The organism is Arthrobacter sp. 18067, from assembly GCF_902706295.1.
Taxonomy (GTDB): Bacteria; Actinomycetota; Actinomycetes; order Actinomycetales; family Micrococcaceae; genus Arthrobacter.
In genome coordinates this window covers 69,712-83,803 of record NZ_CACSJJ010000024.1, presented here as the reverse complement: position 1 = coordinate 83,803, position 14,092 = coordinate 69,712, and the positions used below count along the sequence as shown (strand labels likewise).

Here is a 14,092-nt window from a genome sequence, read left to right as displayed (position 1 = left end):
CACCCACCGAGAAGAACGTCGCCTCCCGCACCAGGCTTCCCTCAGCATCAGAGACAGCAAACTTCATCCCGTTCGTATGCCGCGGCAACACCGTCAACGGATGCAACACCATATCCTCCACCGCATAATCCAGGAGCGCACCGCCGGCCAGGTTGAGCTTTCCCGTCTCAGCAATGGATGCCAACCGCTCCTCCACCTCGTCGGGAAGGATCTCCTCAGGGTCGAAGCCCTCTAGCCCCAGCAACACTGCGGTGAACGTCCCATGGCCTTTGCCCGTCGCAGCCAATGAGCCGTAAAGATCAACCCTCAAACCCGCCACGGCATCGAGCACGCCGGACTCGCGCAACTCGCGGGCAAACACCGCCCCGGCGCGCATCGGTCCCACAGTGTGCGAACTCGACGGACCAATACCTACGGAGAACAGATCAAAAACACCAACAGCCATGGCTGGGATCCCTTTCGGGGAAGAGTGAAACAAAACAAGAATGTGGGGGCCGGGCCAATTCCCGAGCCAAGGCAGGCCCAGCCCCCGTGGAGGTCCCAGTGCGAACCTCCAAACCCGGTGTTTGCGTGCGGCATTCGTTCCCAGCAAATGCCACACCCGGGAGATTAATGTGCGTTGGCCCGTCAGGACCAGCTCTGCCAGGACCAGCGGCCCGTCAGGACCGACATCCTCGGCGGGCTCAGTCGCAGGTGCACCTGCTGGGCGGATGCGATGCTCCCTTGGACGCCCGCTGCCGGACGCCGGTCCCAAAGGGGCCACCTCCGAGGCACTCATGCCCAGGGGCCTCCAGGCCTAACGGGGGTTCGCTGCGAAACATGCCGTGGCCACGGCACACTCCGCAGCGAGCCCACGAATCGGCCAGCGCAACCGAGCGACTAGCCCAGGTTCGCCGTACCCGGGTACAACGGGTGCGCCTTCGCGAGGACATCAACGCGGTGACGCAACCCGGAAAGGTCCGCATCGGCGTCGGCAATCAACACTTCGGCGATGATGTCCGCGACCTCGCGGAAGGCTGCTTCCCCGAAGCCGCGCGTGGCGAGCGCCGGGGTGCCGATCCGGAGGCCCGAGGTGACCATGGGCGGGCGCGGGTCGAATGGTACGGCGTTGCGGTTGACGGTGATGTCGATCGCGGCGAGGCGGTCTTCGGCCTGCTGGCCGTCGAGCTCGCAGTTGCGCAGGTCGACGAGGACCAGGTGAACGTCCGTGCCACCGGAGACAACGGAGATGCCCTTCGCGGCCACGTCTTCGCGGGTGAGTCGCTCGGCGAGAATCCGCGCACCGGCCAGGACGCGTTCCTGACGCTCACGGAACTCCTCGGAAGCGGCGATCTTGAACGCGACAGCCTTGCCCGCGATCACGTGCTCGAGCGGTCCGCCCTGCTGGCCCGGGAACACGGCCGAGTTGATCTTCTTGGCGATGTCGGCGTCGTTGGAGAGGATGATGCCGCCACGAGGACCGGCGAGGGTCTTGTGCGTGGTGGACGTGGTGACGTGGGCGTGCGGGACCGGCGAGGGGTGCAGGCCCGCGGCAACCAAGCCCGCGAAGTGCGCCATATCGACCATGAGGTAGGCGCCCACGGAGTCGGCGATCCGGCGGAACTCGGCGAAGTCCAGCTGCCGCGCATATGCGGACCAGCCAGCCACGATCAGCGCAGGCTTGTGTTCCTGGGCCAGGCGTTCCACCTCGGCCATGTCCACGGTGTGGGTGTCCTCGCGAACGCCGTACGGGACCACGTTGTAGAGCTTGCCGGAGAAGTTGATCCGCATGCCGTGCGTGAGGTGGCCGCCGTGGGCCAGGTTGAGGCCCATGATGGTGTCGCCCGGCTTGATGAGGGCGTGCATCACCGAGGCGTTGGCCTGTGCACCGGAGTGCGGCTGGACGTTCGCGAAGTCGGCGCCAAACAGGGCTTTGATGCGGTCGATCGCGAGCTGCTCAATCACGTCGACGTGTTCGCAGCCGCCGTAGTAGCGCTTGCCCGGGTAACCCTCGGCGTACTTGTTGGTCAGGACCGAACCCTGGGCCTGCATCACGGCAACGGCCGTGTGGTTCTCGGATGCGATCATTTCCAGGCCGTCGCGCTGGCGGCCCAGTTCGTCGTCGATCTTCGCAGCGATCTCAGGATCCAGCTCGGACAGCTGGGCATCCAACGACGCCGACACAACCTGGTGGTACTCAGTTACGGATACCGGGTTCACAGTTCTCCACCGTTCGTTGCAGCGTATTCTTCGGCCGACATGAGCGGCCCTTCCTCCGTGGCGGCCACCTTGAACAGCCAGCCTGCGCCGTACGGATCGTTGTTGATGAGGGCGGGATCGCTGACAACGGCGTCGTTGATCTCGGTCACCTCACCGGTCACGGGCGAGTACAGGTCAGACACCGACTTGGTCGATTCCACCTCGCCACAGGTCTCGCCTGCGGTCACGGTCGAACCAACCTCGGGCAGGTCCACGTACACAATGTCGCCCAAGGCGTCAGCGGCCACCGCAGAGATCCCAATCCCCACAGGCCCTCCCCCGTCGGAGGCAACCCACTCGTGCTCAGCCGAGTACTTCAATTCAGCAACTACTTTGCTCATTCCGATTCCTACCTTCTGGTCTGCTTATTTTTGGCGCTTGTAGAACGGCAGCTGAACGACTTCGAACGGCTCCGCCTTTCCGCGGAGGTCGACGTCGACGATCGTGCCCGGCTCGGAGTGCTCGACGTCGATATAGGCCATCGCTACCGGGTAACTGAGCGTCGGGCTCGGCTGGCCGGAGGTGACTTCACCGATGAGCGAGCCGTCCTTGAGGACCGAGTAGTGTCCACGGGCGGCTCGGCGGCCGGTACCTTTGAGGCCCACGAGCTTCTGCCCGATGGTCGAACCGACGCCGGCAGCCTTGATGGAAGTCAGTGCTTCCCGGCCGACGAAGTCACTTTCCTTGGCCAGGGAAACAACCGGGCCAAGGCCTGCCGCGTAGGCGTTGACGTGCTGGGAGAGCTCGTTGCCGTAGAGGGGCATGCCGGCTTCCAGACGGAGCGAATCACGGGCGGCGAGTCCGGCCGGGATGAGTCCGTGGCCTTCCCCGGCTTCGAGCAGCGCCTCCCAGAGACCCGGCGCGTCGACGTTCGGGATGTAGATCTCGAAGCCGTCTTCCCCGGTGTAGCCGGTGCGGGCGAGCAGCAGGTCCTGCCCGTTGATGGACACCTCAACGGCCGCGTAGTACTTCAACTCGGTCACCAGCGCGTGTTGCTCCGCGGGGACCAGCTCCAGCAGGATGGCTTCAGCGTTCGGGCCCTGCACGGCGATGAGTGACGTCCCGGAAGAAACGTCCTCGACGACGACGTCGAAACCGGCCGCGCGCTTCAGCAGCGCCGCAGCGACCACCTTGGCGTTGCCCGCATTGGGGACCACAAGGTACTTGTCTTCAGCACGACGGTAAGAAATGAGGTCGTCGATGATTCCGCCGTCGGCGTTGCAGATCAGCGAATACTTCGCCTTGCCGACGGCGATCGCCGACAGCTTGCCCACCAGTGCGTAGTCCAGGAACGCCGCAGCGTCCGGGCCGCTGACCCAGACTTCGCCCATGTGGGAGAGATCGAACAGGCCGGCGGACTGACGGACGGCATGGTGCTCGGCGAGCTCGGACTCGTACTTCAGGGGCATCTGCCATCCACCGAAGTCCGTGAAGGAAGCGCCGGCCTTTTTGTGCTGCTCATAGAGGGCTGTGTAGTTCTCAGACATGTCGGGAGTCCTTAGTTTTCAAAATCTTCAAGCGGAGGGCAGGAGCAGACCAGGTTGCGGTCACCGGCGGCACCGTCGATGCGTCCAACAGGCGGGAAGTACTTGTCTTGCTTCAGGTGGTGGACCGGGAACGCTGCCTGCTCGCGCGGGTAGTCGCGTCCCCAGTCGGAGCTCACGACGGCGGCAGCTGTGTGCGGCGCGTTGCGCAGCGGCGACTTCTCAACAGTGAAATCACCTCTGGCAACCTGGCCGATCTCGGCGCGGATGGTGATCATGGCTTCGATGAAACGGTCGATTTCGGCCAGGTCCTCGGACTCAGTCGGTTCCACCATCAAGGTGCCCGCCACCGGGAAGGCCAGCGTGGGGGCGTGGAAGCCGAAGTCGATCAGGCGCTTGGCAACGTCTTCTGCAGTCACGCCAGTACGGGCCGTGAGTTCGCGGAGGTCCAGGATGCATTCGTGGGCCACGAGTCCACCCTCACCCGTGTACAGGACCGGGAAGTGCTCATCCAGGCGGGAGGCAACATAATTGGCTGCCAACAGCGCGGACTTGGTTGCTTCGGTCAATCCTTCGCCGCCCATGAGCTTTACGTACGCCCAGGAAATCGGCAAGACACCGGCAGAGCCGTAGCGTGAGGCCGAGATGGCTACGCCGGTCTTCGGGGCAGCATCCGTGGAAGCGGCGCCCTCCGAAGAAACAGCGCTGTTAGCGTCGCCCGGCATGAACGGTGCCAGGTGCGCCTTGGCAGCAACCGGACCAACGCCCGGACCGCCGCCGCCGTGCGGGATGCAGAAGGTCTTGTGCAGGTTCAGGTGGGAAACATCGCCGCCGAACTTGCCCGGCTGGGCCAATCCAACCAGGGCGTTCAAGTTCGCACCGTCTACGTACACCTGGCCACCGGCAGCGTGGATCGCATCGCAGACTTCGCGCACGTCAGCGTCGTATACACCGTGCGTGGACGGGTAGGTGATCATGATGCAGGACAGGACGTCCTTGTTGGCCTCGATCTTGGCGGTCAGGTCTGCGTGGTCGATGGTGCCGTCAGCAGCCGTAGCCACCACAACAACCTTCATGCCGGCCAGCACTGCGGAAGCTGCGTTGGTGCCGTGAGCCGATGCCGGGATCAGGCAGACAGTGCGCTGCTCGTCGCCACGGGACAGGTGGTAGCCGCGGATCGCCAGCAGGCCCGCCAGCTCACCCTGGGAACCGGCATTGGGCTGGATGGAGACCTGGTCATAGCCTGTGATCTCCGTGAGGTCCGCTTCCAAGTCCTCAATCAGTTCACGCCAACCAGCTGTCTGGTGGTCCGGTGCGAATGGGTGGATCGAGGCGAACTCCGGCCAGGAGATGGCTTCCATCTCAGCCGTGGCGTTCAGCTTCATGGTGCACGAACCCAACGGGATCATAGTGCGGTCCAGCGCGAGGTCCCGGTCGGACAGCTTGCGGATATAGCGCAACAGCTGCGTCTCGGAACGGTGCGTATTGAACACCGGGTGCTGCAGGAAATCGCTGCTGCGGACCACGTCGGAGGGCAGTTCGAACCCGGAAGCGTCCCCCACCGGACCGGCGCCAAAGGCGACGGCTACCGCGGAGAGGACCTCCGGCGTCGTGGTTTCATCAATGCTGATGCCAACGGTGTCCGCATCGATGAGCCGCAGGTTGATGCCGCGGGCCTCGGCGGCGGCGATGACCTTGTCAGCCTTGCCGGGAACGCGCACGGTGAGGGTGTCGAAGAAGGCCTCGGAGACGAGTTCGCGGCCGGCCTTCTGCAAGGCCGCAGCCAAAACGCGGGCGTGGCCGTGGACGGTTTCGGCGATCGCCTTCAGGCCTTCGGGGCCGTGGTAAACCGCGTACATCGAGGCGACGATCGCCAAGAGAGCCTGCGCGGTACAGATGTTGGACGTGGCCTTTTCGCGGCGGATGTGCTGCTCGCGGGTCTGGAGTGCCAGTCGGTAAGCCGGGACGCCGGCGTTGTCCTTGGAGACACCTACGATGCGGCCGGGAAGCGTGCGCTCCATGCCTTCACGGACGGCCATGTAGGCAGCGTGCGGGCCGCCGAAGAACAGCGGGACGCCGAAGCGCTGGGCGGTTCCGACGGCGATGTCCGCACCTTGTTCGCCCGGGGGCGTGATGAGGGTAAGCGCCAGCAAATCGGCGGCCACGGTGACCAGGGCGCCGCGTTCCTTGGCGTCGGCGATCACGCCGGAGTGATCAAAAACCCGGCCCGAAACGCCGGGCTGCTGCAGGACGATGCCGTTGATGTCGCCGTCGGGCAATCCGGCCGAAAGATCAGCAATCTGGACTTCGAAGCCCAGTGCCTCGGCGCGGCCCTTCACAATGGCGATGGTCTGCGGGAGGAGGTCAGCGTCCAGGACGGTCTTGCCGTCCTTGGCAGCCTTGTTCTTGTTGGCGCGGCGCATGAGCAGCACAGCCTCGGCCACGGCGGTGGCTTCATCCAGCAGCGAAGCGTTGGCGACTGGCAGTCCCGTGAGGTCCTGCACCATGGTCTGGAAGTTCAGGAGAGCTTCGAGGCGACCCTGGGAAATTTCCGGCTGGTACGGCGTGTAGGCCGTGTACCAAGCGGGAGCTTCGAGGATGTTGCGGCGGATAACGGGCGGCGTGACGGTGTCGTAGTAGCCCTGGCCGATCATCTGTACGGCGGTCTTGTTCTTCGAAGCGAGCTTGCGGAGCTCGGCGAGGACCTGCACCTCGGTGAGGGCGTCCTGCAATTTAAGGGCAGTTTCCTGGCGGATGGAATCGGGGACGGCGACGTCTACCAGGCCGTCGACAGAGTCGTAGCCGATTGCCTTGAGCATGGTGTCAACGTCGGCTTGGCGACGGGCGCCGATGTGCCGGTCCGCGAAGGCGGTGGGGGTTGATTGAACAGTCAAGAGGAACTCCATGATTCAGGCGCCCAGTGAGCGCCACGATGATGTGGGGTTCCTCCCCGCTCTGTATTGGACCTGAGAGATTCCGCAGGGATGGTTGCCTGCTTGCACCGTCGGTGAGCCCGGTTACCCGGACTGCTTTCCAGAGTTGCCTAACCGCGGCGGTACATGGGCCTGAGAGATTCCTGGGGAGGATTTGCTCCTACGGCGCCTGACTGGATGTACCGGCAGGACTCTCCCGCCGCAGATCAAAAGCGTTGCGTCACCGTAAGTGACACGCTTCACACCATAGCGGGTCGTTTCGAAAAAGCGCAAGCAAGGTGAAGCTACTGGTGCATCGCCTCATGGATCTGCAACGCGAACCAGAGCTGGGCAACAGTGGACGTTTCACCCATGTCCAGCCCCGTCAACTCACCGATTTTCCGTACCCGGTAGATGATGGTTTGCCGGTGCGCGAACAGGGCTGTCGCGGTTTTCTGCCACGAACGCTGCGAGTCCAAATACGTCCTCAAAGTGACAATGAGATCGCCTTCCTGGCTCTGCTCGTAGTCGAAAATTGGGCCGAGAAGACGCCGGACCAGTGCCGTTCCTTCCTCAAAACCGGTGAGGCCCAGCCACGACGGCCCCTCCGCATAGCGGGCCAGCCCGAGCCCGTTGGCTCGGGCTGAACCCAGCGCCCAGAGGGACTCCTGCAACGCGCGCTGGATATTCGCAACGGCAGCGGGCGCGCTGATCCCGATCGACGTTTCCAATCCGGCGCAGTGCACCAGGACCTCGTCGGGCACGTCTGCCGGGATCACCACATGCAGCCTGTTGTTCCGTTTCAGGGACGCGGAAGCAACCCCGTGCCGCCACAGTTCGATGTGCACGTTGGCCAGCCTGTCGCCGTCGTCCGCTGCTTTATCCGCGGCGTCCGCCGTCAGGGAGGCGAGCAGGAAACCTTGTGGCGGAACCTCAAAAGCGGTGAGCCGGCTCTCCATCTCGGCCACTCCGAGGCGTCCGTCCATCGCCTGCAGCAGGAACTCGCCAGCCAGCCGGTGGCGGCCTTCCAAGGAGAGCACGATGCGCGAAAGTTGCAGTCCCAGCACGGTTGCGGCATGAAGAAGTACGACGGCGTCCGGGTGCGGTTCGCTGTTGGGCAACACCACCAACAGCGCGTTGGCGTGGGTGGGAATGTCCATGGTCAGCACATGCCTGCCCCGGATCCGGTGCCACTGGAAGTTCTTCCCCGCCGGGGATACGTGTCCGGACGAGGGCTCCCAGGCATCGGCGAGGAACTCCGGGAGCTCCTTCCCGTCGGGGTGCCAGGGATGGAGGCAGCGGCGGTCCACCACGAACAGCTCTGCGTCGAGTTCGGTGGCGAGCCGCTGGACCAGGCTCTGCCAGTGGTCTTCCGAGGCGCCGACGGTTCGGAGCAGATCGTAGACGCGCGCCGTCTGCCGGAGCCGGCGGGACTCTTCGAGCAGGGAGGACTCGGCCACTGAGCGGGCGATGGCGATGAACGGCAGCGGGTACGGGATGTTGAGCAGGGGCAACGGCAGCCGGTTACACGCTTCCAGAAATTCCGGGGTCAGAGGGGGTGCATGCATCTTCTCGCCGATCGCCAAGGCACTGGCGCCGCTGTCCATGAGTGCCTCGGCGAGCGCCACCTGCCCGTCCGCATCGGCAGGAATGGACAGGCCGTTGGTCATCATGAGCTCGCCGCCCGTGACCCACTCCCACAGCCTGGGCAGGTCCGAGGTGTGGGCCCAGGTGATGCGGTTGTCCGCGCCGGCCGATCCGGCCAGGAGAGCGAGTCCCAACTGCGGCTCGGCGACGAGTTCCGCGACGGTGATTGCCATCTCTTGCGTTCCGATCCTCTACTGTGGCGGCGCGTTTTCCCGCCCCTTTCGGGGGCACTTAGACATTCGTCTAAACGCCTCGACTATTTGTAGTCAATGTAGCGCTATCCGGAGTGATCCGCGTCACCAAGAATGGAATTACTTACTTCCCGCTCAACGGCGAGCACCCCTCACCCCAAGGATCCGTCAATGACAACGCACAAGCCCATCGGCCCAGTCGACGCAACAAAAGTCCCCCGGTATGCAGGCCTCGGTACTTTCGCCCGCCTCCCCCAAATCGACCGCGTTCCCGACTATGACATTGCGATCGTGGGCGTCCCGTTCGACGGCGGAACCTCCTTCCGGCCCGGCGCCCGTTTCGGCCCTGCCGCAGTCCGCGAGGCCTCGCGCCTCCTGCGCCCCGGGTACCACCCGGAGCTCGACGTTGAACCGGTGTACGAAGCGCAGGTGGTGGATGCCGGCGACATCGCCTGCACCCCCTACGACATCACCCGCGCCGTCCGTGAGATCGAAGAGCAGGCCTTGCCCCTGATCAGCGGTGGCAACGGGCTCAGCGGTGACAAGCGGCTCATCTCGATCGGTGGCGACCACACCATCGCATTGCCCATGTTGAGGGCCTTGAACAAGGTCCACGGCCCGGTAGCGTTGCTGCACTTCGACGCCCACCTGGACACGTGGGACACGTACTTCGACCAGCCGATCACGCACGGCACCATCTTCCGTCGGGCGTTCGAGGAAGGCCTCCTGGTGGAGGACAAGTCGATGCACGTGGGTATCCGCGGCCCGGTCTATGACCGCAACGACTTCCTCCGCGATCACGAATTCGGCTTCCAGATCATCCGGTGCTCGGACCTGGACGTTATTGGCGTCCCGGCGGCAATCCAGCGCGTGAAGGACAGGCTCGGCGACACCCCCGTTTACGTTTCCATCGACATTGACGTGCTGGATCCGGCCTTCGCCCCCGGCACAGGCACCCCGGAGATGGGCGGGCTTCACTCCCGCGAACTCCTGGCTTTGCTCCGCGGGCTGAACGGCATCAACATCGTGGGCGCCGACGTCGTGGAAGTCGCCCCGGCGTACGACCATGCGGACATCACCACGGTCGCCGCGGCCACCCTGGTGTTCGACCTGCTGGGGCTCATGGTGAACCGCAGCAAGGCAAACAGCACAGTTGGCCGTGAACTGGCTTCGGCATCCCGGACCGCGTCATGAGTACCGCGCCAACAACTGAGGTACCCCGGCTCGAGGACAAGACCATCCAGCCGATCCCGGCCAACGAACGCCACGGCAAGGCCCGGGACCTCTTCACCATCTGGTTCGGATCCAACATCATGATCATGACCATCGTGACCGGCGGACTCGCCACCACGGTGTTCGGCCTGGGCTTTGTCCCGGCGATCGTGGGCATCATCATCGGCAACGTGGTGGGCGGCATCTTCATGGCGCTGCACTCGGCCCAGGGCCCGCAGCTGGGTGTTGCCCAGATGATCCAGACCCGTGGCCAGTTCGGCTCCTTCGGGGCCCTGTTGATCGTGGTCATCGTGGTGGTCATGTACGTCGGCTTCTTTGCGGCCAACCTGGTGTTCGGTGGTGAAGCAATGGCCGCCGTGAGCCCTGGCATCAGCGTCGACGCGGGCATCATCATCATCGGTGTCGTCAGCGTTATTGCCACGATCTTCGGGTACCGGCTCATCCACGCCTATGCACGTGTCCTCAGCGTCGCGGCAGGCTTGGCCTTGTTGCTGGCCTTTGGCTGGATCCTTGTGGTCCACGGATTGCCTGGCAACTTCCTTGAGACGGGCAACTTCAACTGGGTGGGCTTCATGGGGACCATCTCCGTCTCCGCCCTGTGGCAGCTGGCTTACGCCCCTTACGTCTCCGACTACTCCCGCTACATGCCGCAAGGTACGGGCTCGGCTCCGGCGTTCTGGGCCTCGTACTCAGGCTGCGTCCTGGGAACCCTGTTCCCCATGATCCTCGGCGCTTTGGTGGGAACGCTCGCCGTCTCCATGAGCACCGGCGACGTCGAAATCGTCGGCAGCCTGGGCGCCCTGCTCCAGCCATGGACGCTGATCATCGTGGGCATCTTCTGCCTGGGCGTCGCGGCGTCGAACGCCATGAACCTGTACTGCGGCGTCCTTTGCACCCTGACCATCGGGCAAACCTTCAAGCCCTCCTGGTTGCCACGCGCCAAGACGCGCAGCATCGCGGCGATCATCCTCTTCGTCGTCGCTGTCTCCATCGCCCTGTTTGCCCGTGACAACTTCATCCTCTTCTACACCAACTTCCTGTCCTTCCTGATGTACGTCCTGGTTCCATGGACGGCCATCAACCTGGTGGACTACTACCTTCTGCGGCACGGCGAGTACCGGGTTGAAGACTTCTTCAAGCGCGACGGCGGCGTGTACGGGCGGTTCAATTGGGTCGCCATCGGCTCCTACATAGCAGGCGCCCTCATCCAGGTCCCCTTCTCGGCCACCGCCATCTTCACAGGCCCGCTGGCCGCAGCGATGGGCGGCGTGGACATCTCGTGGATCGTCGGCCTCGTCGTCGTCGCTCCCCTCTACTACTTCGCGGCCCGACTGTTCGGCAAGAAGACAGAAGCCGCCCCCTTTCCCGCAACTGCACTGACCCCCGATCTCATCTGACCAGCCCTCATCTGATCAGCCCCACATCTGAAAGCGAATCATCATGACAGCCACCCAGACCGAACAGTTCACCGTCCGCCGCTCAACCGCCGGCTCTCCGGATATCGCCGGTGCCCTGCCTCTGCCCTTGCCCCTGCCCCTGCCTCCGGCGGGTCACTTCATCAACGGTTCCTTCGTCCCCGGCTCCTCGGGCCAGTCCATCGACGTCGTGGATCCCACCACCGAGGCGGTCATCGCTTCAGTGCAGGCCGGCACGGCCGATGATGTCGACGTCGCTGTTGCCGCCGCCGTCGTGGCCCAAAAGAGCTGGGGTGCCACCACCCCGAAGGAACGCGCTGACGTCCTGAACCTCATTGCCAACATCATCGAGGAGAACCGCGAAGCCTTCGAGGCCATCGAGTCGGCCAACACCGGCAAGCCGCAGGCCGTTTCTGAAGACGATGTCTCCAGCACCATCGATACCTTCCGGTTCATGGCCGGCGCATCACGCACCCTGACCTCCATGGCCGGCGGCGACTACGCCACGGACCACACTTCCGTGATCCTCCGTGAACCCGTGGGCGTGGTGGGAGTCATCACCCCGTGGAACTACCCGCTCCTGATGGCCGCCTGGAAGATCGCACCCATCCTCGCAGCCGGCAACAGCATCGTCATCAAGCCCTCCGAGCAGACTCCGCTGTCCACGTTGAAGCTGGTGGAAGTGCTGGCCGGACGCATCCCGGATGGCATCCTCAACGTGGTCACCGGACGTGGCCGGACCGTGGGGCAGAGGCTGTCCGAGCACCCGGACATTGCCTTGGTCGCCCTGACAGGCAGCGTCGTCAGCGGCCAGGCAGTGGCCGAAACCGCCGCGAAGTCCGTCAAACGCGTCCACCTGGAACTCGGCGGCAAGGCTCCCGTTGTGGTCTTCCCCGACGCCGACCTCCGCGCCGCCGCTGCCGGCGTCCGCAACGCCGGCTTCTGGAATGCCGGCCAGGACTGCGGTGCTGCCTGCCGCGTCCTGGTCCACGAATCCGTGGCCGAAGAGTTCACGGAACACCTGGTACGCGAGGTCAGCACCCTGGTGGTTGGCGCTCCCGATGCCGGCGACGACGTCGAAATCGGCCCCATGATTTCCCTCCCGCACTATGAGCGGGTCAAGGAATCGCTGGCTGAGGCGCGCGAGGCAGGCCTCAACATCGCTCTTGGTGGTTCCGCGATGGAAGGCCCCGGCTACTTCATCGAGCCCACGGTCATCAGCGACGTGCCGGCGGGGGCACACATCGCCACGCACGAGATCTTCGGCCCCGTCGTCACCGTGGAAACCTTCAGCACCACCGAGGAAGCCGTGACCCGCGCGAACGAGAGCCCCTACGGTTTGTCAGCCTCCGTTTGGACGCGCGATTCAAGCCTTTCGCTCCGCATTCCCAAGCAACTGGACTTCGGCACTGTCTGGGTCAATGCGCACCTCGTGCTGGCCTGCGAGGTACCGTGGGGCGGGTTCAAGGGTTCCGGCTACGGCCGCGACCTCTCGCTCTACGCCCTGGATGACTACTCGCGCACCAAGCACGTCATGATCAACCACGGCGCGTGAGCGTTCAGACAAGCAACGGAGCTTTCACCATGACCACTCACGTTTCCCGGGCATCGGGCACACCGGCCGCAGCCACTCCCACAGCCCCCTTCACCACGGACGCCACGTGGACCAACTGGGGCGGTAACCAGAGCGCGACGCCGGCCTTCACCGTGCGGCCCAGGAATGAACAAGAAGCCCTCGACGCCGTCCGTTTCGCCATCCGCGAAGGCTTGCCCGTGCGGGCGGTCGGCTCAGGGCACTCGTCCTCACCGTTGGTTCAGACCGGTGGGGTCCTGATGGACATGTCCGGTCTCTCCGGCATCACCGGCACCGACCAGTCCGGGCAGCGAGCCCGCGCACTGGCCGGCACCACCATCAACGCGTTCGGGGATGCCCTGTGGGACAAGGGACTGGCCCTCAGCAACCAGGGCGACATCGACAAACAGCAGATCGCTGGGGCGCTGGCCACCAGCACCCACGGCTCCGGTAAGGACCTGGGCAGCTTCTCCTCCAAACTGCGCTGGGTGAAGCTGATCAACGGCTACGGCGAGATCGTGGAGATCGGCGAAGGGCAACTGCGGGAACTCCGTGCCGCACAGACAGCCCTTGGAACGTTGGGGATCTTCCTGGAAGTCGAGTTGGCCGTTGAAGACAGCTACTACCTGCAGGAACAGATCACCTACCCCACGTGGGCGGAAACCACCTCCACGTGGCAAGCCGACATCGACGGGAACAGGCACTACTCGTTCCTGTGGTGCCCGGAGGATGACTCGTGCGAACTCCTGGACCTGCCGGGTTCCCCGGACCACAGCATGGGCGGCCGCAGCTACACCAAGCGATACAACGTGGCTTCCGTCCAGGACGAAAGCCAGCTCTCCGCCGTCGAAGGTGCCCGGCTGGACCGCTCCTACCGGATTTACCCGGGCGGCTTCACCACACAGTTCCACGAACTTGAGTACTTTGTCCGCAGCGAGGACGGTTTGGTCGCCGTCGAAGCTATCCAGGACCTGATCCGCAGCAAGTATCCCGAGCAGAAGTACCCCGTTGAGGTCCGCTGGGTGAAGTCCGACGACGCCTACATGTCTCAATTCCAAGGCCGCGACAGCACGGTCATCACGCTGACCACCGAGCCCGGGACCGACTACTGGCAGTTCTTCCGCGACGCCGACGCCGTGCTCCAGGAATTCGAGCCGCGCGCCCACTGGGGGAAGATCCACTTCATGACCCGTAGCCGGCTGGAACGCCTCTACCCGGAGCTGGACACCTTCATTCAGGTCCGGCGCGAGTTCGACCCCCGCGGAATGTTCCTCAACGACCACACGAGGTCCCTGCTCGCCTGACGGTCCGCCGACCTGATTGCCTGCCGTGGGGTGAGGGAGCAACCAACGCTCTCTCACCTCCCGCCACCTTCCCGCCAACCCTCTCTCACCTCCCG

Annotated in this window: 10 protein-coding genes and 1 riboswitch; of the genes, 4 read left to right on the top strand and 6 right to left on the bottom strand. The window is 64.4% G+C overall.

Features of this window, described 5'->3' with window-relative positions; genetic code table 11:
• The 6 genes from GVL04_RS20785 to GVL04_RS20760 all read right to left on the bottom strand — a co-directional run.
• Nucleotides 1-445: serine dehydratase beta chain (locus GVL04_RS20785; protein WP_327785621.1), on the bottom strand; the 445-nt coding region annotated here is incomplete at its 3' end.
• 434 nt (nucleotides 446-879) lie between these two features.
• A complete protein-coding gene (glyA, locus tag GVL04_RS20780; protein WP_159708057.1) occupies nucleotides 880-2,199 on the bottom strand; it encodes a serine hydroxymethyltransferase in 1,320 nt (439 codons plus the stop codon).
• Nucleotides 2,196-2,579 (bottom strand): glycine cleavage system protein GcvH, encoded by a 384-nt coding sequence (gene gcvH, locus GVL04_RS20775; protein ID WP_014923200.1) that lies wholly within the window; start codon nucleotides 2,577-2,579, stop codon nucleotides 2,196-2,198. The genes glyA and gcvH overlap by 4 nt, the downstream gene beginning before the upstream one ends.
• 24 nt (nucleotides 2,580-2,603) lie before the next feature.
• Complete coding sequence (gcvT, locus tag GVL04_RS20770) at nucleotides 2,604-3,725, bottom strand: glycine cleavage system aminomethyltransferase GcvT (RefSeq protein ID WP_159708055.1); 1,122 nt, start codon at nucleotides 3,723-3,725, stop codon at nucleotides 2,604-2,606.
• Between the two features lie 11 nt (nucleotides 3,726-3,736).
• A complete protein-coding gene (gene gcvP / locus GVL04_RS20765; protein ID WP_159708053.1) occupies nucleotides 3,737-6,616 on the bottom strand; it encodes an aminomethyl-transferring glycine dehydrogenase in 2,880 nt (959 codons plus the stop codon).
• Between the two features lie 149 nt (nucleotides 6,617-6,765).
• Nucleotides 6,766-6,864, bottom strand: a riboswitch (glycine riboswitch).
• A gap of 75 nt (nucleotides 6,865-6,939) precedes the next feature.
• Nucleotides 6,940-8,454, bottom strand: coding sequence for a PucR family transcriptional regulator (locus GVL04_RS20760; protein WP_159708051.1), 1,515 nt, complete (start codon nucleotides 8,452-8,454; stop codon nucleotides 6,940-6,942).
• A gap of 189 nt (nucleotides 8,455-8,643) precedes the next feature.
• Here GVL04_RS20760 and speB point away from each other — a divergent pair, with 189 nt between their 5' ends.
• From speB to GVL04_RS20740, 4 genes are read left to right on the top strand one after another with little or no spacing between them, the layout of a single operon-like run.
• Nucleotides 8,644-9,666, top strand: coding sequence for an agmatinase (speB, locus tag GVL04_RS20755; RefSeq protein WP_200846917.1), 1,023 nt, complete (start codon nucleotides 8,644-8,646; stop codon nucleotides 9,664-9,666).
• Nucleotides 9,663-11,102: a cytosine permease gene (locus GVL04_RS20750; protein WP_159708047.1), complete on the top strand. Its 1,440-nt coding sequence runs from the start codon at nucleotides 9,663-9,665 to the stop codon at nucleotides 11,100-11,102. Before speB ends, GVL04_RS20750 begins: the two co-directional genes overlap by 4 nt.
• A 43-nt stretch (nucleotides 11,103-11,145) precedes the next feature.
• Entirely contained in the window at nucleotides 11,146-12,675 is a 1,530-nt protein-coding gene (locus GVL04_RS20745) for an aminobutyraldehyde dehydrogenase (RefSeq protein WP_235036382.1), read from the top strand.
• A 29-nt stretch (nucleotides 12,676-12,704) separates the two neighbouring features.
• Complete coding sequence (locus GVL04_RS20740) at nucleotides 12,705-13,997, top strand: D-arabinono-1,4-lactone oxidase (protein WP_159708045.1); 1,293 nt, start codon at nucleotides 12,705-12,707, stop codon at nucleotides 13,995-13,997.
• Nucleotides 13,998-14,092 lie beyond the last annotated feature (95 nt).